The sequence below is a fragment of the Micromonospora sp. CA-249363 genome, from assembly GCF_050950185.1.
Taxonomy (GTDB): Bacteria; Actinomycetota; Actinomycetes; order Mycobacteriales; family Micromonosporaceae; genus Micromonospora.
On sequence record NZ_CP192020.1, the window covers coordinates 3799928 to 3820614 of the forward strand.

A 20687-nucleotide genomic window follows, 5' to 3' on the forward strand; every position below is an offset into this window, starting at 1 on the left:
GCATCGGGAGACAGTTCATGGGTTCCACGCACCACGACGTCGGCGCGCTCGCGCCCGGCGTCCACTCGTTCACCGTCGACGGAGTGCGGCAGGTCTACCACGTCGCCGGCACCGGCCCGGTGTGCGTGGCGCACTCGGGCGGCCCCGGCATCGAGTGGTCCTACCTGCGGACGCCGGGCCTCGAAGAGCACTTCACGATGGTGTACGTCGAGCCGGTCGGCACGGGCGCGTCGGGACGACTCGACAGTGCCGACGACTACCGGATGAGCACCTATGTCCGGTTCCTGGACGCGGTCGTCGCGCATCTCGGCGAGCCCCGGGTGTACCTGCTCGGGCACTCGTACGGCGGTTTCGTCGTCCAGCGGTACGCCCTGGAGCACCCGGACCGGGTCGCCGGGCTGGTCCTGTACGACACCTCGCCGCTCACCGGCGCCGACTTCTGGGCCGAGGCGATGACCAACCTCGCCGCCTACCCGCAGCGGCACCCGGACCGGCCGGAGGCCGCGGAGATCCCGGCGGCCCTGCAACGGGCCCTTTCCGCCACCGACGACGAGACCCTGAGCGCCGCTCTGGGCGGCGCGCTACCGGTCTACTTCGCGGACTTCTGGGCCCGGCAGGCCGAGTTCGCCCCGTTGCAGGCGGGCCTGCGGGCCTGGGCGGCGCCGGCCGGCGCGCAGGACCCGGTTCCCTTCGACGTACGCGACCGGCTCGGTGAGATCACCGCTCCGGCCGTGGTGGTCGTCGGGGCCTACGACTTCATCTGCGGCCCGCGTTACGCCAGCGAGTTGCACGCCGGCCTGAAGGACTCACGGCTGGTCGTGCTGGAACAAAGCGGTCATTTCGGCCACATCGAGCAGCCGGAGGAGTTCACCGAGGCCGTGGTGGAGTTGCTGAAGCGGTGAATCCCGCCGCCCCCGAGGCCTGTTCGTCACAGCGGGCAGGCCTCCGGGGCCGCCGGTGTTGCACGGTCTTAGGCTTGGCACTTCGCTGCGCCCTGACGAAGGAGAGACCGCCGTGAGCCAGACGGATTCCGTCGACGAGTGGAACGTGGCCGAGGACGACGGGGTGCTGGACGCCTCCGACACTCTCGACGACGACCTGGTCGGCGACCCCCTCGACACCGGCATCGTCGCCGCGGACCACTGGACGGCGGCGAACCGGTTCGGCACCACCCCCGCCGAGGAGCGGGCCGGCGAGTCGCTGGAACAGCACCTCGCCCAGGAGGTGCCGGACGTCGACCCGTACGCCGAGGGTGGCGATGACGAGGACGAGCTGACCCGCCGGGGGTACGAGACCGAGGCGCGCGCCGGCCGTCTCGTCGAGTACGACGAGGGCGTTCGCGAGGACGACGAGGCCGACTCGGTGGCGTGGGACGCCGGGATCGACGCGGGTGGCGCCAGCGCCGAGGAGGCCGCGGTGCACGTGGTCGACGACCCCGACGGGCCCGGCGACGGTCCCCTGCGCTGACCCGGCCCACCGCCGCGCTCGACACCGCAACGGGCGTCGAGCGCGGCGGGCGCGTCGGTCAGTGGATGACGACCGGCGTCTTCGGCATGTCGGTCTGCTCGTCGCCGAGCGGCTGCGCGGGCGTACGCCGGCGCGGCAGCAGGGCGGCCGGGATGAAGGTGGCCAGCACGAGCGCGAACCCCACCCAGAACGTGTGGGCGAACGACCTCGCGGCGAAGTCGAGACCGCGCTCGATGATCGAGGGGTCCACCGGCATCTGCGCGAGCAGTTCCGGGCGCTGCTGGGAGGCGATGGCCAGCCCGGCCTCGGTGATCGGCTTGCCGCTCTCGTCGACCAGGCCCGGGATCGGCCGGGAGCCGTTCAGCTCGTTGGTGAGGATCACCGACATCACGGCGGCGCCGACCGAGCCGCCGATCTGCTGCAGGATGTTGACGAGCGTCGAGCCGCGTGCGACCTCCTGCGCCTGCAACGTCCGTAGCGCCGACGTCATGATGGGCATCATCGTGCCGCCCATGCCCAGGCCCATCACGAACAGCGACCCACCGAGCAGCCAGTACGACGTCTGCGGGTCGACCTGGGTGAAGCCGAAGAACCCGGCGACGATCAGGGCCAGCGCGAACGGGACGGTACGGCCGATCGGCACCCGGTCGGCGAGCGTTCCGGCGATCGGCATGGTGATCATCGCGCCGATGCCCTGCGGGGCCATCAGCAGGCCGGCGGCCAGCGTGGACTCACCGCGCACCTGCAGGAAGTAGCTCGGGAAGAGCAGGCCGGCGCCCATGAACGCGATGATGAACACGAACAGCGTCACGGCCGCGATGGTCAGGTTGCGGTTGCGGAACAGCCGCAGGTCGAGCAGCGGGTGCCGGGGCTTGAACGAGTAGAGCACGAACGCCACCACCAGCGCGCCGCCGACCAGCATCGGGGCCCACACCTTGGTCGCGCTGAAGGTGCCCGCCTCCGGCAGCGACGAGACGCCGTAGAGGAAGAGCGCGAGACCCGGGGAGAGCATCAGCATGCCGAGGAAGTCGAAGGACTCCGACGGCTCGGGAGCGTCCTTCGGAAGGGCGAACTGCGCGTAGATCAGGGCGATGACACCGATCGGCAGGTTGATCAGGAAGATCCAGTGCCAGCTCGCCGTGTCGATCAGCCAGCCACCGAGGATCGGGCCACCGATCGGGCCGAGGAGCATCGGGATGCCGAGGACGGCCATCAGCCGACCGATCCGGTGCGGCCCGGCCGCCCGCGTCATGATCGTCATGCCGAGCGGCATGAGCATGCCGCCGCCGAGGCCCTGCAGGACGCGGAAGCCGATCAGCTGGCCGATCGAGTCGGCGGTGGCGCAGAGCCCCGACCCGATCGTGAACAGGGCGAGCGCCACCATGTAGAGACGCTTCGTGCCGAACCGGTCGGCCGCCCACCCGCTGAGCGGGATCACCGTGGCCAGGGCCAGCGTGTAGCCCGTCATCGTCCAGGCCACGCGGGCGTAGGAGGCGTCGAACTCGGTCTGGAACGTGGGCAGCGCGACGCTGACCACTGTCACGTCGAGGATCGACATGATCGCGCCAAGGACGACGACACCCGCCACCTTGAGCACCGCGGCGTCGAGCTTGTCCGATGTCGCGACGGATTGCTGTGTCACTAACTCTCCTGAGGTCGGTTGGTCCGGCGGATGGTGGGCGGTGGCGGCGGACGCCGCGCCGACCAGGCGCGGGACGCGACGTGCCGGGGCGACGACGCGCGGAGGCAGACTAACCGGGGACTGTGACGCTCCGCCGCCGGATTTCGTGACGGCCGCGTGGCGAAAACCGATCAGCCGTCGGATTGCAGCCAGTCGGCGGAGTGGCCGGCACGCCGAGCGCCGCCGACCGGTCGCACGGGCGCGGAACATCCGGCCCCCGCTCGTCCGTTGCACCGACCGTGCGGTCTGCCCGCCGCCACCCATGCCGATCGGAGTCACCGTGAACCGCGCCCACCTCGCCAGCTTCCTGCGGACCCGACGCGAGGCGCTGCGGCCCGAGGACGTGGGGTTGCCCCGTGGCCCGCGCCGGCGTACCGGTGGGCTGCGGCGCGAGGAGGTCGCCGCGTTGAGCGGCATGTCCACCGACTACTACACGCGGTTGGAGCAGCAGCGCGGGCCGCACCCCTCCGAGCAGATACTCACCGCCCTGGCCGGTGGCCTGCGCCTGTCCCTGGCCGAACGGGATCACCTGTTCCAGCTCGCCGGGCACGCCGTCCCCCACCGCGCGGTACGCGCCGACCACGTCAACCCCGGGATGATGCGGATCCTCGACCGGCTGCACGACACCCCGGCCCAGGTGGTGAACCACCTCGGCGAGACCCTGGCGCAGACTCCCCCGGCCGTCGCCCTGCTCGGGGACGAGACCCGGCACACCGGTCTGGCCCGCAGCGCGCACCACCGCTGGTTCACCGACCCGGACGCCCGACAGCGGTATCGGGCGCAGGACCACCAGCAGCACAGCCGGCTGCTGGTGGCCCACCTGCACGCCGCGTACACCCGTGACGGCCGTGGCTCGCGGGCCGCGGCGCTCGTCGACGACCTGCTGGCCGCGAGCCCGGAGTTCGCCCGACTCTGGCGCGAGCACCCGGTGCCGGGCGGCCAGTGCCCACCGAAGCATCTCCTGCACCCGCAGGTCGGGCCGTTGGAGCTGCACTGCCAGACGCTCGTCGATCCGGACCAGTCACAGACCCTGCTGGTCTTCACCGCCGCCGCCGGCTCCGCGAGCGACGACAGGTTGCGCCGGCTCTCCGTGGACACGGTGCGGTCGGGGCGGTGACGAGGCCAGCGGGGCGGGCCGCTGCCGGGCCGCCGCCGCCCCGGGCCGTGCCTAGCCCTCGACGCCCAGCGCCGCCACCGGGCTGACGTGCGAGGCCCGCCGCGCCGGCAGCACGCCGGCCAGCGCGGTCAGCCCGACCAGCGCCACGAAGAGCCCGACCAGCGGCAGCACCGGCAGCGTCAGCGGCGCGTTGAGCCCCAGCGCCCGCACCGCCAACCAGGCGTACGGGACGCCGAGCAGCAGACCGAAGGTCGCCCCGATCACCCCGTACAGGCCGGACTCGACCGTCAGCATCGTGCGCAGGCCGGCCCGGGACAGGCCGACGGCGCGCAGCAGCCCGGACTCGCGTACCCGCTCCACGACCGACAGCGCGGTCGTCGACCCCACCCCGACCACGGCGATCAGCACGGTGAGACTGACCAGCCCGGCGGTGATCCAGACCAGCGCGCTCAGCACCGCGTCGTTACGGTCCCGATCGTCGGCGAGCACGCCGATGTGCAGCCCGGGGGCGTTCCCGACCGCCTGTCGCAGGGCACGCGCCCCGGCGGTACGGCCGTCCTCACCCGCGCGGGCCGCGTCGGCCAGCAGACCGGTGTACGCGGTGGGCCCGCCGATCCGGTCCAGGTCCGCACGGTCGGCGAGGATGCCCGCGTACAGGGGACCACGGTCGGGCAGGACCGCCGCCACCCGCACGTCGACCGTCGACGCGGCGCGGCCGAGGGTGACCCTGTCGCCGGCCCGCAGCCCGGTGACGTCGGCGACTGCCTGGCCGAGCACGATCCGGCCAGGTCCCCGGTCGGCGAGGCTGCCCTGCGCCACGGGCAGGTCGGCGAGGGTCGGCAACGCCGACAGGTCCAGGTCGGTCGTCGAGTATCCGGCCTCGGTGTCGCCGAGGCGCTCGCCGCCCCGCGACAGCACGACGTCGTGGACCATCCGGTACGGCACGACCCGCGTCAGCGCGGCGGTGGCCGCCCGCGCCCGGGCCAGGACGGCGACCGGCAGGGCCGTACCCTCGGCGGAGGCCACCTCGAAGTCGGCCGGCGCGGAGAGGGCCATGTCGCGATCGGCGACGACCCGCATGGACGCGCCACCGATGACCACCCCGGAGATCAGCGTCACGCCGAGCGCCACCACCACGGAGACGGCTGCGGCACGGCGCGGTGTTCCACCGATCCCGCCGACCGCCAACCGGCCGAGGGTCCCGAGCTGGCGCAGCGGCCAGCCCGCGACCGCCAGCACCGGACGCACCAGCAGCGGCCCGAGGGCCACGAGGGCGAAGAACGCCGACGCGCCCGAGGTGACCAGCAGGAGCAGACCGGCCGTCGGGTCGTAGGACTCCGCGCCCGGCGTCGGCATGCGGCGCACCGCCGCGACACCGGCCAGCACTGCACCGAGGACCAGCAGGGCCCCGGACACCAGGCGTGCCGATCCGATGCCACGCCGCCCGGCGGTGACGCTCGCGGCCCGCAACGCCTCCAGCGGCGAGACCCGAGCGGCGGAGAACGCCGGGGCGAGGACCGCCCCCACGGTGACGACGACCGCCCCGACCACCACCGCGACCGCCGCCGTCAGCGGCAGGCCCGGCGACGACACCACCGAGCCGAAGGCGCGCAGGATCGGCGGAAGCGCCTGCCCGACGGCCAGGGCGGCGGCCACCCCGACGACACCGGCGACCAACCCGGTCAGGGCCCCCTCGGCGGTGAGCGCGACCACCAACGCGCCCCGACCCGCCCCGACCGCCCGTAGCAGCGCGAGGTGCTGCATCCGCTGGGCGAAGACGATGCGGAACGTGGAGGTGACCACCAGCGCCGCGGCGGCCACCGCGATCCCGACGAACATGCCGACCAGCGCGAACAGCCTTCCCACCTGCTCGGCCGCCGCGTCGGCCTCGGCGTCGCGCACCTCGGCGCCCGAGCGGATCCGCTGCTCGCCCGGGACCGCCGCGATCAGGCGTTCACGGACCGCCTGCGTCTCCCCCGGGGCGGCCCGCAGGTCGATCCGCTCCACGTAGCTCAGGTGACCCCACGCGGCCACGACGTCGTCCGGCGCGTACGCGTTCGCGCCGTCGTCGGTGAGGGTGTCGACCACTCCCGTGACGGTGAGCGGCGAATCGCCGCCGAGGTCGCCGCCCGTCCCGGTGGTCACCGTGCCGACGGTCAGTCCCAGCCGCTCGACCGTACGCGGGCTCACTGCGATCTCGCCGGGCTGGTCGGGATAGCTGCCCTGGACCAGTCGGACCGTGGCCAGCGGGCCTCGGCCGGGATCCGCCCGGAGGTTGACGTATCCCCCGCCGACCGACACGCCGATGGTCACCCGAGCGACCGCCTCGACGACGCCGGGCACGGCACGGACGTCCCGCAGCTCCGTCAGGGCGGGCGGTCGCTCGGGATCACCGATCGCCAGGTCGGTGGCCGCCGGTGTGCCGCTGAGGGTGTCCCGGGCGGTCCGTTCGGTGATGTCCTGCGCCAGCACGGTGCCGAAGACGACGAACGACGCGACGAGGATCGCCAGGCCGGTGAGGATCAGCCGGCCCGGCCGTCGGGCCGCGGCGATCACCTGGGTACGCAGCACGGTCGTCCTCACGCGGCGACCGCCAGGGCGCGCAGCGCGTCGGTGATCGAGCCCTGGTCCGGCTCGTGGACCTCGCCGGCGATCCGTCCGTCGGCGAGCAGCACCACCCGGTCGGCGTACGCGGCGGCGATCGGATCGTGGGTGACCATGACGACCGTCTGGCCCAGGTCGCGTACCGAGTCGCGCAGGATGGCCAGCACCTCCGCGCCGGAGCGGGAGTCGAGGTTGCCCGTCGGCTCGTCGGCGAAGACGACCTCGGGGCGGGACACCAGGGCCCGGGCCAGCGCCACCCGCTGCTGCTGACCACCCGAGAGCTCGCTGGGCCGGTGCCCGAGCCGCTGGCCGAGGCCCAGCACGTCGACGAGATGGGTGAACAGGTCACGGTCGGCGTCCCGGCCGGCGAGGTCCAGCGGCAGGGTGATGTTCTGCGCGGCGGTGAGCTGCGGCAGCAGGTTGAACGACTGGAACACGAAGCCGATCCGGTCGCGGCGTGCCCGCGTCAGCGTACGGTCGGACTGACCGGTCAGTTCCGTGCCGCCGAGCAGGACCCGCCCGGACGTGGCCGTGTCCAGGCCGGCGAGGCAGTGCATCAGTGTCGACTTGCCGGACCCGGACGAGCCCATGATCGCCGTAAACTCGGCCCGGCCGAAGGCGACCGAGACGCCGTCCAGGGCGCGGACGGCGGTGTCGCCGCTGCCGTACACCTTGACGAGGTCGACGGCCGCGACGGCCGCCTGCCCGGTCTGCGGTGGGGCGTGGGTTGTCATGGGTTCCTCCAGTGGTTGCGATGTGACCGCCGGAAGCCTCGCCCGCGCCGGGTGGCAGCCGCATCGGTCCGCGGTCAGGGACCGCGGCCGACGGGTCTGTCTTTCGGCTGATCTGGACCGGCCCTCCGCGTGGCTACGCTGGGTCACGATGAACGCGCCGATCTCCTCGACCTGGTGGGTACGCCTGGGTCAGCTCGCCGGTCTGACGGCGCTGGCCCTGCTCTGTGCCTTCGACCTCCGGTACGGCCTCTCCAGCGGGATGGGGATGGTCGAAGCGCTGCGTGCTCTGCTCCAGGTGGGGTTGGCGGCGGCGACCGCGGTCGTCTGGCTGCCCGTGCACCGACAGGGATCGCGGGTGCTGCCGGTCGCGGCGCTCACGCTCGGTGCCGTCTCACTCACCGTCACGGCGGGCTTCCTGCTGCTCGGCGCACGCGGGGCCTATCTGCTGGGCGGCACGTGGGGGCTGGCCGAGTCCGCCGGGATGATCGCTGTGGTGTTCGTGGTGACCCGGTGGGGGGCGGCCCGGCTCGCCCCACCGGCGGCGGTGCTCGTCGCGCTCGCCGCCGCCGCCCTACCGCTGCGCGCCGGCCCCGACCTCGTCTACGTGATCTTCGGGCTGCTCCAGGCGCTCGGCGCGATCGGCGCCGCCGCCGCCGGGATCTACCTGCGCGTCGTCGCCAGCGGCCGGGAGCGGGCCATCGCGCTGGTACGCGCCGAGCAGCGCGCCGAGTTCGCCCGCGACCTGCACGACTTCATCGCCCATCACGTGACCGGCATCGTCGTGCAGGCGCAGGGCGCACGGTTCGTCGCCGAACAGGACCCGCAACGGGTGATCGTCGCCCTGGAGCAGATCGAGCGGGCCGGCGCCGAGACGATGGCCTCGATGCGGCGGATGGTCGGCGTGCTGCGTGATCCGGACGCCCCGCCGGACGCGCCGCTGGCCCCGCTGGCCGGGGTGGCCGATCTCGCGCCGCTGCTCGAGGGCCACAACGGCACGACCGACGCGCCGGCCCAGCTGTACGTCGACGGTCCGCTCGACCAGCTGCCGGTGGAGGTCTCCACCTCGGCGTACCGGGTGGTGATGGAGGGGCTGACCAACGCCCGTCAACACGCGTCGGACGCCCGGTCGGTGGCGGTGTCCGTGCGTCGTACGCCGGACTGGCTCCTGGTCCGGGTCGCGAACGACGGCGCGAGCCCTCGCCCGACGCCCGCCCGGGGGCACGGCTTCGGCCTGGTTGGCCTCACCGAGCGGGTACGCGCCCTCGGCGGTACGGTCACCGCCGGACCGGGCGTCTCCGGCGGCTGGGTGCTCGACGCCGCGTTTCCCCTGCGCAGTGCGGTGACCCGATGATCCGGGTGCTGATCGCCGACGACCAGGCGATGGTCCGGACCGGCTTCGGCATGATCATCGGGGCGCAGCCGGACATGGCGGTGGTCGGTGAGGCCGCCGACGGGATCGCGGCCGTCGAGATGACCCGTCGACTACGCCCGGACGTGGTGCTGCTGGACATCCGGATGCCCCGCCTCGACGGCCTGGAGGCGCTGCGGCTGCTCGCCGGACCGGGCGTCGCGGACCCGGTGCGGGTGGTCGTGGTGACGACCTTCGACCTCGACGAGTACGTGCACACCGCGCTGTCCCACGGCGCCTGCGGCTTCCTGCTCAAGGACTCCGGCCCGGCGCTGCTCGTCGAGGCGGTCCGCGCCGCCGTCTCCGGCGACGCGCTGATCAGCCCGTCCATCACCGTACGGCTGCTGGAGCACCTCAGCTCGCCCACCGCGCCGAGGGACGACGCGGGCCTGTCCCCACGGGAACTCGACGTCGTGAAGCTCGTCGCCCGGGGCCTGACCAATGCCGAGATCGCCGGCCAGCTCTTCATCGCCGTCGGCACGGTCAAGACGCACCTGGCCAGCGTGCAGGCGAAGCTACCGGCCCGCAACCGCGTCGAGATCGCCGCCTGGGCCTGGGAACGCCGCCTGGTCAACTAGCAGCCACCTCGGCCGGCCGCCCCCGGGCTGATCGCCCCACGTACCGATGACACTGCCAGCCGCTGACCAGCGATCCGGCGACGGGATGGCGGCGGCGAGATGGCGGCAGCCTCAGGGGAGGCGGGTGTCTGGTGGGGAGCCTTTGGAGCTGATGCCGCAAACGAATCGGACCAGGACCTGAAACCGGAGTGGCTCTGAAGGTGCCAACCGCCGAACTGCCGGACTTGCCTACCCTGAAGACCGTGAACAAGCGCCGGCGAAAGAAACTCGCCAAGCGCCTGACGGAGGCGGTGCTCCGCGAAGACGCAAGGGCCGCCGGCGCCCTCCTGCGCGTCGGAGCGGACCCCGACGCGGCCGACCGCGAGGGCACGACCCCGCTCTACCAGGCATCCGTGCACGGCGCGGTCGACCTCGTGCGGCTTCTCCTTGCCGCCGGCGCTACGCCGGACACCGAAAGCGGGCACGGCGAGGAGGGAACGCCCCTGTGCGCTGCGGCGGCCTGGGGACATACCGACGTCGTGCAAGAGCTCCTCGCCCACGGCGCAGACCCGAACCTTCGCGAAGACCGAGGGGCCGGCTACTCGCCACTGGACTGGGCGCTACGAGGCGGCCACTCACAGACAGCAGATCTGCTCATGACCGCTGGCGCTTACTCCGCCGCCGCCGACATCTGAAACACGCCGTGGTCGCGAGGCTGCGGGGACGCCCGGCGGTCGGGACAGCCAGCCTCCGGGCCGCTCAACACTGCGCCGCCGGCCACCGCGCCGCCAGGCCGCCGCGCCGCCGGGCCACCGCACCGCCAGGCCGCCGCGCCGCCGCACCGCCGCACCGCCGCACCGCCGCACCGCCGCACCGCCGCGCCGCCGGACCGCCGGACCGCCGGGCCGCCGGGCCGCCGGGCCGCCGGGCCGCCGGCGATGTCGTAGACGATTCAGCTCCAAAGGATCCGAGCAACACCCTGCCTGCCAGGTCCCGCCGGCACCCGCCCACCTCGGGCGGGCCCCGGGGTGAGTGCGGCGACAGGACATCCTCGAATCTCCCGCTGCCATAAAATCGACGACAGTGGATCGCCGGCCCGCTGCGGACAACCGGAGGCGAGGGATTCATCGTGCACCCAATCCGAACACGGCCCCGGCCGCGGGCCGTCTCCCTGGCCGTCGCCGCGCTGGTCGCCGCAGCGACCATGCTGGGCACGAGCCCGGCGTACGCCGGGGACGACACCGAGCGCCCCACCGCCCCAGGCCCGATCACGGTCACCGCCATCGACACCACCTGGGTGGAGCTGACCTGGGCCGCCTCGACCGACAACGTGGGCGTGGTCGGCTACGCGGTCTCGGCGCTGTTCGAGGACACCGGACGGGCGTACTCGACCGACACCACCACGATTCGCATCACCGACCTGCGCCCGTCGCGGACGTACACCCTCAGCGTCGCCGGGCTGGACGCGGCGGGCAACCGGTCGGTGTCGAACCCGACGCTGCGGTTGACGATGCCACCGGGTGACACCCAGCCGCCCAGCGCGCCGGGCCAGCCGGTCGCGTACGACGTCGCGGCGACCCTGGTGTGGCTGCGCTGGACCCCCTCGACCGACAACGTCGTGCTCGACCGGTACGAGGTGTACCGGGTCGACGCCGGTGGTCAGCTCACCCTGGTCAGGGAGTTGTACCAGTTCCCGCCGAGCCCCACCATGGCGCAGGTCAGCGGGTTGACGCCGAACACGACGTACACCTTCGTGGTCCGTGCCCGCGACGAGGCGGGCAACTGGTCGGCGCTGTCGCCGCCGGTCACCGTGACCACCCTGCCGCCCCCGCCGAGCTGCGAGGTACGCACCGTCGTCCGGCAGTGGCCGGACGGCTTCGTGGCGTACCTCGCCATCGAGAACACCGGCACGACAGCCGTGGACGGCTGGACGATGACCTGGCGGTTCTGGGCCAGCCAGGAGGTACGGGCGCTCTGGGGCGCGCAGGTCGTCGACCGGCCGAACAACAGCTATCTGCGGGTCCGCAACACCAGCCACAACGCGGTGATCAGACCCGGTGGCACGGTGTTGCTGGGCATCATCGCCACCGGCACCCAACTGCCGGAGGAGATCACGCTGAACGGCGGTGTCTGCGCGGCGGCGGACGAGTAACGCTCACGTCCGGGGTCTGGTGTCGACGGCGACATCTTGCGACGCTAACGCTCGTGTATGACTACGACCTGTTGGTGCTGGGCTCCGGACCCAGCGGTCAGAAGGCCGCGATCGCCGCCGCCAAGCTCGGCAGGCGGGTGGGCATCGTGGACCGCCGCGACATGATCGGTGGGGTGTGCATCAACACCGGCACCGTTCCGTCCAAGACGCTACGCGAGGCCGTGCTCTACCTGACCGGCCTGAGCCAGCGCGACCTGTACGGCAGCAGCTACCGGGTCAAGGAGGAGATCACGGTCAGCGATCTGGCCGCCCGGACCCAGCACGTCATCACCCGACAGACGGACGTCATCCGCAACCAACTCGCCCGCAACCGGGTCGCGATGATCACCGGAACGGGGCGATTCGCGGACGCGCACTCCATCTGGGTCGACGCGGGCTCCGGGCGCGAGTCGAAGGTGACGTTCGACAAGGCCATCATCGCTGCCGGCACCCGCCCGGCCCGGCCGGACAGCGTCGACTTCGACGACCGGACCATCGTGGACTCCGACGGGGTGATCAACCTCCAGGCCGTACCCCGCAGCATGGTCGTGGTCGGCGCCGGCGTGATCGGCATGGAGTACGCGTCGATGTTCGCCGCCCTCGGCACCAAGGTGACCGTCGTCGAACGTCGCGAGCGGATGCTCGACTTCTGCGACGAGGAGATCGTCGAGTCGCTGAAGTACCACCTGCGCGACCTGTCGGTGGCGTTCCGCTTCGGCGAGGAGGTCGCCGCGGTGGAGAAGCACCAGACGGCGGCCCTGTGCATCCTCAAGAGCGGCAAGAAGATCGTCGCGGACACCGTCATGTACTCGGCGGGCCGGCAGGGCCAGACCGACGACCTGGCCCTGGACGCGGCCGGGCTGACGGCCGACCGGCGGGGCCGGATCGCCGTCGACGCCAACTACCGGACGTCGGTCGATCACATCTACGCGGTGGGTGACGTGATCGGCTTCCCGGCGCTGGCGTCCACCTCGATGGAGCAGGGTCGGCTGGCCGCCCAGCACGCCTGCGGCGAACCGATCCGCGGGATGCTCGGCCTGCAACCCATCGGGATCTACACGATTCCGGAGATCAGTTTCGTCGGCCAGACCGAGGCCGAGCTGACCGAGGCGTCGACGCCGTTCGAGGTGGGCGTCGCCCGCTACCGGGAGCTGGCCCGTGGCCAGATCGTCGGCGACTCGTACGGAATGTTGAAGCTGCTCGTCTCCCCCGAGGACGGTCGGCTGCTCGGCGTGCACGTGTTCGGCACGGCCGCCACGGAGATCGTCCACATCGGACAGGCGGTGATGGGCTGTGGTGGCACGATCGACTATCTGATCGACGCGGTGTTCAACTACCCGACCCTGGCCGAGGCCTACAAGGTTGCCGCCCTGGACGCCTCCAACAAGATCCGCAACATCACCCGAATCGACGGCTGACCCACCCCAAACCCCGCCCCCGCCCCGCCCCGCCCCGCCCCGGTTGATCATGAAGTTATTGCCACTTGCGCCGGCGTGTCGTGGCAACAACTTCATGATCAACGCGTTCGGAGCGGGGTGAAGCGGGGGTGGGACGTGGGTGGGTGGGGGTGGAGCGGGGTTTAGGCGGGGGCGCAGGTTGGGGTCAGGGTGCCGGCGGTGCCGGTGCCCTGGAACCCGAACTCGGTGGACTGTCCGGCACCGACCTGACCGTTGTAGGACACGTTCCGCCAGGTCGTCGTGCCGGTGCTACCGCTGTTGGTGGCGCTCCAGGCGTTGGTGACGGTCGCGCCGGACGGCAGGTCGATCGTCACGGTCCACCCGTTGAGGGCCGAGGAGCCGGCGGTCACCCGCACGTTCGCCACGAAGCCGCCGTTCCACTGGTTCACCGTCACGGAGGCGGAGCAGTTGCCCTGTCCCGGTGGCGGCGTGGTGGGCGGCGGGGTGGTGGGCGGAGGCGTCGTCGGCGGAGGCGTAGTCGGCGGAGGCGTAGTCGGCGGCGGTGTGGTGGGCGGCGGGGTCGTCGGGTTGGTGCCGCTGTTCAGCGCGGCGAGCACGGCGTCGTACGCGGGCTTCTTCTGCCCACTGTTGTTGAACAGCAGCGGCGACTGGTACGACCGCCACGAGTCGCTGTCCCGGATGCCCCACACGGTGATGCCGTTGCAGCGGGCCACCGCGAGGCAGTCCTCGACCACGCTGCGGTACGTGTTCGCCGGGGCGCCCTCGATGTCCAGCTCGGTGATCTGCACGTCCACGCCCAACGCCGCAAAGCTCGACAGCGTGGTGCGGTAGTTGCTGACGTACGGGGAGTCGCTGTTGAAGTGCGACTGGAAGCCGACGCAGTCGATCGGCACGCCACGGGACTTGAAGTCGCGGACCATGTTGTAGACGCCCTGCGTCTTGGCCCACGTCCAGTTGTCGATGTTGTAGTCGTTGTAGCAGAGCTTCGCGCCCGGGTCCGCGGCCCGCGCGGCGCGAAACGCGGCCTCGATCCAGTCGTTGCCGGTGCGCTGGAGGTTCGAGTCGCGCCGACCACCGGAGTTACCGTCGGCGAACGCCTCGTTCACCACGTCCCAGGAGTAGATCTGCCCCCGGAAGTGCGTGGCCACCTGCGTGACGTGGTTGAGCATCGCCTGGCGCAGGGCGCTGCCGCTCATGCCCTCCATCCAACTCGGCTGCTGGGAGTGCCACGCGAGCGTGTGACCGCGTACCTGCATGCCGCGGCTGCGGGCGTGGTTGACGATCTGCTCGGCCGAACCGTAGCTGAACCGGTTCTGCTGCGGCTCGGTGGCGTCGATCTTCATTTCGTTCTCGGCCGTCACCATGTTGAACTCACGGTTCAGGATCGTGGTGTACGCGCTGTCCGAGAGCTTGAAACCGGCCACCGCCGTACCGAAATAGCGGCCCTTCTCGGCGGCGGACGCGCCGAGCGTGGTCCCGGCGGCGGCGGGCGCCGTCAGGACCAGCGCCATGCCGGCGGCGAGCGCGCCCGCCCCGGCCAGCGCGACGGCGGCTCTGGACACCGCCCTCCATCTCGCGTTTCGCATTTGTGCGACTCCTCTTGGTGGGTGGGGTGTGGAGGGGATCAGGAGACCGAGCAGGCCGCCCCGTTGAGGGCGAAGGTCGTGGGCTTGCCGGCGTTGCCGGTGTGGGTGGCCTGGAAGCCGATGTCGACTGAGGTGTTCGGGGCGATGGTGCCGTTGTAGGAGACGTTGCGGGCCGTCACCGCGCCGCTGGTCGGCGAGTAGCTGGCGTTCCAGCCGCCGGTGATGGTCTGGCCGCCCGGCAGCGTGAAGGTCAGTGCCCAGCCGTTCACCGCCGTGGTCCCGGTGTTCGTGATCCGTACGCTCGCGGTGAGCCCGTTGTTCCAGGCGTTGACCGTGTAGGTGACCCCGCAGGCACCCGCGCTGGGCGGCGGCGTGGTCGGCGGTGGCGTCGTCGGGGGCGGCGTGGTGGGCGGCGGCGTCGTCGGGGGCGGCGTCGTGGGCGGAGGGGTCGTCGGAGGCGGCGTGGTCGGCGGAGGGGTCGTCGGGGGCGGCGTCGTCGGCGGGGCGGTGCCGTCGAGGCCGAAGAAGCGGATCACCTGGGCGGCGTCGACGGGGATGTTGTGCGTGACGCCCTGCATGCTGATCGCCTCGACCGGGGCCATCGGGCCGCTGCTGCCGTACCGGGTGCGGGTGTAACCCGACTGCGGGGAGTCGGTGTACGTCGGGGTCTGGCTCAGACCGTGCACGTTGGTCCACTGCTTGACCTGCTCACCGAAGTTCGGGTAGCGCAGGGTGTCGTCGCTGGTGCCGTGCCAGATCTGCATCCGCGGTCGTCGGCCGCTGTAACCCGGGTACGCCCCGCGGACCAGGTCGCCCCACTGCTGGGCGGTCTTGATGGACTGCCCGTTCGCGCACTCGCTGTTCCATTCCGAGGTGCCCCCGGTGGCGAAGCAGGCGAACGGCACCCCGGCGAAGGACGCGCCGGCCGCGAACACGTCCGGGTAGTCACCGAGCATGACGTTGGTCATCATCGCGCCGGACGAGGTGCCGGTGGCGAAGACGCGGTCCGGGTCGGCGGAGTACCGCTGCTTGACGTAGTCGATCATCGACATGAGCCCGGCCGGGTCGCTGCCCCCACCTCGGCGCAACGCCTGCGGCGAGGCCACGTCCCAGCACTTGCTGCTGCGGGTCACCGACGGGTAGATGACGATGAAGCCGTACCGGTCGGCGAGTGAGGCGTACTGCGTGCCGGAGTAGAAGGCGGGGCCCGATCCGGTGCAGTAGTGCAGGGCGAGCAGGATTCCCGGCCGAGAGGCCACCCGGTCCGGGACGTACAGGTGCATCTGGAGGTTTGTGGGGTTGCTGCCGAAGCCGGTCACCTGCGTGAGCGTCGCCGCCGAAGCGGGCGTGGCGAACGCCAGCGCGGCGGCGGCGACCGTCGCGACCGCCGTGAGGACGCCGAGCAGCCTTGTCTTCAGTGTCATGGTTCGCGAATCCTCGGGAGAATGGCGCATGGAAGGGGGTTAGTCGAGGACTGCCCTTCGCCCGACCGTGACCGCGGCTCGCGTGACCGATGTCAGCTTCGATCGAGACCACTCGATTGTCAAGGCTTCCGGAAACCTTTCGGCGCAAGGGATTGCGCGGTCACCTGCACGCTCATTCCGCTCGACGGGAGCGTTCGACACCTGCCGATGGCGGGATATTATCGGCACGTTCCCGATAACCAGACCGCCCTCGCGCCCACCCCCTGCGAGCGTCCCCACCCGACTCCCGCGGGCCCCAAGGAGATCGAGTGAAGATCGTCGACGCCCGGGTCATCGTGACCTGTCCGGGCCGCAACTTCGTCACCCTCAAGATCGTCACCGACGAGGGCGTCACCGGCGTCGGAGACGCCACCCTCAACGGTCGCGAGCTGGCCGTCGCGTCGTACCTGCGCGATCACGTGGCGCCGCTGCTGATCGGCCGGGATCCGGCACGGATCGAGGACACCTGGCAGTACCTGTACCAGGGCGCGTACTGGCGGCGCGGCCCGGTCACCATGAGCGCGATCGCCGCGGTGGACACCGCGCTGTGGGACATCAAGGGCAAGGTGGCGGGCCTGCCGGTTTACCAGCTGCTGGGCGGCCGGTCCCGCGAGGGCGTCACCGTGTACGGCCACGCCAACGGCGAGACCGTCGAGGAGGTGCTGGTCGAGGTCGCCCGCTACGTCGACCTCGGCTACCGGGCCGTGCGGGTGCAGTGCGGTGTGCCGGGGCTGCCCAAGACGTACGGGGTCAGCGCCGACAAGCTCTTCTACGAGCCGGCCGACGCGGCTCTGCCCAGCGAGGCCACCTGGTCGACGCAGCGCTACCTGTCACACGTGCCGGGCGTGTTCGCGCGGGTCCGCGACGAGTTCGGCCCCACCCTGCGGCTGCTGCACGACGTGCACCACCGACTCACCCCGATCGAGGCGGCCCGGCTCGGCCGCAGCCTGGAGCCGTACGCGCTGACCTGGATGGAGGATCCGGTCCCCGCCGACCTCCAGGAGGGCTTCCGGCTGATCCGGCAGCACACGACCACGCCGATCGCCGTGGGCGAGGTGTTCAACAGCGTCGTCGACGCGGCCCAGCTCATCCGCGAGCAGCTCATCGACTACATGCGGGCCACGGTGGTGCACGCCGGCGGGATCACCCACCTGCGGCGCATCTTCGACCTGGCGGCGCTGCACCACGTCCGCAGCGGCTCGCACGGCGCCACCGACCTGTCTCCCGTCTGCATGGCCGCCGCGCTACAGCTCGACATCTCGATCCCCAACTTCGGCCTCCAGGAGTACATGCGGCACACCGAGCAGACCGACGAGGTGTTCCCGCACGGGTACCACTTCGCCGACGGCTACCTGCACCCCGCCGAGACGCCCGGGCTGGGCGTCGACATCGACGAGGAGGCGGCGGCCCGCTATCCGTACGCGCCCGCGTACCTGCCGGTCAACCGGCTGGAGGACGGGACCGTCCACCCCTGGTGAACCCGACCGCGCCGGCGCTCCGGCCGGCCCGATCGGGCCGGCCGGATCAGTAGATGCGCCGCCCTCGCGCGTCGGGCACCCCGGACTTGCGGAAGAAGTACGTGTTGATCTGATCCCGCCACTCGGTGGCGCTGCGCATCTGCTCGTCGAGGCGTTCGGCCACCCGCTCGTAGACGGCCGGGTCGATCATCCCGTTGAGGGTCTGCCACCGGCGTCGCATCACCGCCACCTCCTCGACGCCCGCGAAGTGGGTGTCGTAGATGTGCTGGATGACCGTCGATCCGCTGTGCAGAACGTGGTCGTACGGCACGTGGTGGAAGAACAGCAGCAGCTCGTCCGGGCAGGTCTGCGGCGACTCGTACACGTCGGCCCAGTACGGCGGGTACTGGGCGGCGAAGCCGGTGCCCGAGGCGCGACTGCGGTCCACGCCCACGCCGTCGCGGTCGGCGAAGTGGTAGGTGCCCCACCGTGAGTACTCGTACCCGTCGACGTCCGGGCCGTAGTGGTCGCCGGGATGGACCATGAAGCCGACGCCCAGCGGGGCGGTGTACCGCTCGTAGGTGCGCCACGAGTCGTCCATGATCTCGTGCAGCGTCCGCCGCACCAGCTCCGGGTCGGCGGTCGCCGACGGTGGGAACGTCAGGGTCATCCACTCGTCGAGGACCGCCGTGGGGTCGAGCCGCGGGTCCCAGGCGAGCCGGCCGACCGTGTAGAGGTTGGCCTGCGCCAGCGGATGCCCGGTCCAGAACGAATCATCGCCGGTGTTGGCGACGGCGACCAGGCCGCCACCCTTGCCGGCCTCGCCGGTGACCACGTCGGCGATGGTGCGCCCACCGGAGCCCCACGGCGCGAAGCTCAGCACCTCACCCCAGCACGGGCCGAGGTGACAGACGTGCCGCTGCTGACCCGTGTACTCCTGGGTGACCTGCAACTCCACCGCGACCCGGGTGGCCGGCATGGCGGCGAGCACCGGCGACACCGGCTCGCGCGTCTGGAAGTCCACCGGACCGAACTTCACCTGAAGGACCACGTTGGTGCGGAACCGTCCGTCGAGCGGGGTGAAGTGGTCGTACGCCGCCCGTGCGCGGTCGGTGGACCGGTCCCGCCAGTCCTGGTGGTGGTTGTAGACGAACGCCCGCCAGTGCACCACTCCCCCGTACGGAGCGAGGGCCTCGGCGAGCAGGTTCGCCCCGTCGGCGTGGTCGCGCCCATAGCTGAACGGGCCGGGCTGCCCCTCGGAGTCGGCCTTGACGACGTAGCCGCCGAAGTCGTCGATGCGCTCGTACACGCGCCGGGTGGTGGCCGCCCACCAGGCGCGTACCCGCTCGTCGAACGGGTCGGCGGTGGGCAGTCCGCCGAGCACCATCGGCGCGGCGAAGGTGACCGACAGGTGGACCCGGATGCCGTACGGGCGCAGCGCGTCCGCGACCTGGGCCACGTCACCGAGCCGGTCGGTGAGCAGCAGCGCCTCGGCCCGACCCACGTTGACGTTGTTCACCGAGATGGCGTTGATTCCGCTGGCGGCCAGCAGCCGCCCGTACTCCCGGATCCGGGCCAGGTCCCCGCGCGGGCGGCCACCGGCCCAGAAGATCGAGCCGCCCGCGTACCCCCGTTCGACCTGGCCCATCACCGGGTGCACGGCCACGTTGTCCCAGTGGTTGAGCATGCGTCGGCGCAGCGCGGGCCGGTGCAGCTCGGCTGGGCGGGCCGGGTCGAAGGCCGCCGCGCAGAGGCGTACGACGTGGAACAGCCCGTAGAGAAGGCCGGCCGGCGCGTCGGCCAGCACCACCGTCGTCTCGCCGCTGCGGGCCAGCAGGAACCCCTCGTCGCCGAGCGCCTCGCCGGTGTCGGCGAGCGCCGCCTCCCCCGCCGCACGGGCCGCCTGCACGGCGGAGCTGGGCAGCTCGCTCGCCCCGCGCAGGGTGAGCACCAGGTCGACGTCGACGTCCCAGGAGGGTGAATGCCACACCCGCCCGCCGTAGCGCGTGCAGGCCCGCGTCACCTCGTCGAGAACGGTGTCGACGAGCAGCCCGTCGCCGTGCACGAGGACGCGCCGCGCGCCGAGCGCCCGGAACGCCTCCGGTGGCAGCCAGGCGGGGTGTACGCGTGGATCATCGACATTGGGCGGCTCGGCCACGAACACCGGATCCTCCAGGTCGGCGTTCACGCGTCCCCCCGCGGAACGATCACCTCGGCGGTCGTGCAGCGGCTCATGCGACGAACTCCTTCCGGATCAGGTGGACCATCGGGTCGGCGACGCGCAGGACCCCCAGGGCCACGACCGAGGCGAGCAGTGCCAGCACCGCCTCGGAGAAGACGGCGGTGATCCCGGCCGCCGCCGCGAGCAGCAGGGCGTTGCCGGCGGTGACACCGGGAGTCCGCACGAGGAAGTGCACGGCCAGGCGCAGGACGTCACGGGTACGGAACTCGAACAGCGAGGTGATCACCAGCGCGTTGAGCGCGCAGAGGGTCACCCCGACCGCGACCAGGATCAGCGGGACCACCCACCAGCTCGGCAGGCCGACCGCGTCACGGTAGGCGAGGTTCAGCGCGAGCACCGTCAACCACAGCAGCGTCGGCGTCCAGACCCGCAGCGCGCCCCCGACATTGCCGCGGTAGCCCCGCCAGAACAGCGCGGCGGGTCGCAGGTCGGTCAGGTCGGTCCGCTGGTGGCGCAGGGCGTAGAGGGCGGCGGAGATGGCCGGTCCGACCGGCACCAGCAGCAGCGCGACCAGTGGCAGGTTGCTGGGGTCCCGGTCGAGCAGCAGCAGCGGAAGCAGGGCGGGCAGTGTGGTGACGAGGAGCAGCGCCTCGACCACGAGCAGGATGTAGATGCGGGACGCGATCCGGGACAGAGGTCCGTCGCCGATCTGCCGCCCAGCCTGCGCAGCGTCGTTCACTGTCCTCCTTCCCGTCCGCAGGCGATCCCCGCGCGGTTTGCCGTGGTCGGCCGGTCCGGGGCCGTCACCGGACCGGCCGACAC

Annotated in this window: 16 protein-coding genes; 9 read left to right on the forward strand and 7 right to left on the reverse strand. The window is 72.0% G+C overall.

All coding sequences use genetic code 11. The features are described 5' to 3' along the window. Positions 1-17: 17 nt before the first annotated feature. Both ACQPZK_RS17480 and ACQPZK_RS17485 read left to right on the forward strand, forming a co-directional pair. Positions 18-902: an alpha/beta fold hydrolase gene (locus ACQPZK_RS17480; protein ID WP_433533981.1), complete on the forward strand. Its 885-nt coding sequence runs from the start codon at positions 18-20 to the stop codon at positions 900-902. 112 nt (positions 903-1014) lie between these two features. Then, positions 1015-1467: a DUF5709 domain-containing protein gene (locus ACQPZK_RS17485; protein ID WP_433533982.1), complete on the forward strand. Its 453-nt coding sequence runs from the start codon at positions 1015-1017 to the stop codon at positions 1465-1467. A gap of 58 nt (positions 1468-1525) precedes the next feature. Here the strand turns inward: ACQPZK_RS17485 and ACQPZK_RS17490 are convergent, their stop codons facing one another. Beyond that, a complete protein-coding gene (locus ACQPZK_RS17490) occupies positions 1526-3109 on the reverse strand; it encodes a DHA2 family efflux MFS transporter permease subunit (protein WP_433533983.1) in 1584 nt (527 codons plus the stop codon). Between the two features lie 319 nt (positions 3110-3428). Between ACQPZK_RS17490 and ACQPZK_RS17495 the strand changes: the two genes are divergently transcribed. Beyond that, positions 3429-4265 (forward strand): helix-turn-helix transcriptional regulator, encoded by an 837-nt coding sequence (locus ACQPZK_RS17495; RefSeq protein WP_433533984.1) that lies wholly within the window; start codon positions 3429-3431, stop codon positions 4263-4265. 51 nt (positions 4266-4316) lie between these two features. On the opposite strand, the gene ACQPZK_RS17500 is transcribed toward ACQPZK_RS17495, so the two are convergent. Then, on the reverse strand, positions 4317-6848 hold the full coding sequence (locus ACQPZK_RS17500; protein ID WP_433533985.1) for an FtsX-like permease family protein: 2532 nt from the start codon (positions 6846-6848) through the stop codon (positions 4317-4319). Beyond that, a complete protein-coding gene (locus ACQPZK_RS17505; RefSeq protein WP_433533986.1) occupies positions 6845-7603 on the reverse strand; it encodes an ABC transporter ATP-binding protein in 759 nt (252 codons plus the stop codon). Before ACQPZK_RS17505 ends, ACQPZK_RS17500 begins: the two co-directional genes overlap by 4 nt. A gap of 148 nt (positions 7604-7751) precedes the next feature. Here ACQPZK_RS17505 and ACQPZK_RS17510 point away from each other — a divergent pair, with 148 nt between their 5' ends. The 5 genes from ACQPZK_RS17510 (at position 7752) to sthA (ending at position 13177) form a co-directional block, all read left to right on the forward strand. Further along, positions 7752-8954, forward strand: coding sequence for a sensor histidine kinase (locus tag ACQPZK_RS17510; protein ID WP_433533987.1), 1203 nt, complete (start codon positions 7752-7754; stop codon positions 8952-8954). Further along, positions 8951-9589, forward strand: coding sequence for a response regulator (locus ACQPZK_RS17515; RefSeq protein WP_433533988.1), 639 nt, complete (start codon positions 8951-8953; stop codon positions 9587-9589). Before ACQPZK_RS17510 ends, ACQPZK_RS17515 begins: the two co-directional genes overlap by 4 nt. A gap of 242 nt (positions 9590-9831) precedes the next feature. Beyond that, complete coding sequence (locus ACQPZK_RS17520) at positions 9832-10263, forward strand: ankyrin repeat domain-containing protein (protein WP_433533989.1); 432 nt, start codon at positions 9832-9834, stop codon at positions 10261-10263. Positions 10264-10697: 434 nt separating this feature from the next. After that, positions 10698-11720 carry a fibronectin type III domain-containing protein gene (locus tag ACQPZK_RS17525; protein ID WP_433533990.1) on the forward strand — a complete coding sequence of 341 codons (1023 nt, stop codon included), beginning with the start codon at positions 10698-10700 and terminating at the stop codon, positions 11718-11720. 53 nt (positions 11721-11773) lie between these two features. Continuing rightward, positions 11774-13177 (forward strand): Si-specific NAD(P)(+) transhydrogenase, encoded by a 1404-nt coding sequence (gene sthA, locus ACQPZK_RS17530; protein WP_433533991.1) that lies wholly within the window; start codon positions 11774-11776, stop codon positions 13175-13177. Between the two features lie 161 nt (positions 13178-13338). Here the strand turns inward: sthA and ACQPZK_RS17535 are convergent, their stop codons facing one another. Both ACQPZK_RS17535 and ACQPZK_RS17540 read right to left on the reverse strand, forming a co-directional pair. Beyond that, positions 13339-14763, reverse strand: coding sequence for an endo-1,4-beta-xylanase (locus ACQPZK_RS17535; protein WP_433533992.1), 1425 nt, complete (start codon positions 14761-14763; stop codon positions 13339-13341). Between the two features lie 38 nt (positions 14764-14801). Then, positions 14802-16187 carry an extracellular catalytic domain type 1 short-chain-length polyhydroxyalkanoate depolymerase gene (locus ACQPZK_RS17540; protein WP_433533993.1) on the reverse strand — a complete coding sequence of 462 codons (1386 nt, stop codon included), beginning with the start codon at positions 16185-16187 and terminating at the stop codon, positions 14802-14804. Between the two features lie 308 nt (positions 16188-16495). On the opposite strand from ACQPZK_RS17540, the gene manD reads away from it, so the two are divergent. Beyond that, complete coding sequence (gene manD, locus ACQPZK_RS17545) at positions 16496-17704, forward strand: D-mannonate dehydratase ManD (RefSeq protein WP_433533994.1); 1209 nt, start codon at positions 16496-16498, stop codon at positions 17702-17704. Between the two features lie 46 nt (positions 17705-17750). Here manD and ACQPZK_RS17550 read toward each other — a convergent pair whose 3' ends face one another. Both ACQPZK_RS17550 and ACQPZK_RS17555 read right to left on the reverse strand, forming a co-directional pair. Further along, positions 17751-19871, reverse strand: a complete 2121-nt coding sequence (locus ACQPZK_RS17550; protein WP_433533995.1) for an alpha-glucuronidase — start codon at positions 19869-19871, stop codon at positions 17751-17753. A gap of 43 nt (positions 19872-19914) precedes the next feature. Beyond that, positions 19915-20604: a DUF624 domain-containing protein gene (locus ACQPZK_RS17555; protein WP_433533996.1), complete on the reverse strand. Its 690-nt coding sequence runs from the start codon at positions 20602-20604 to the stop codon at positions 19915-19917. Positions 20605-20687 lie beyond the last annotated feature (83 nt).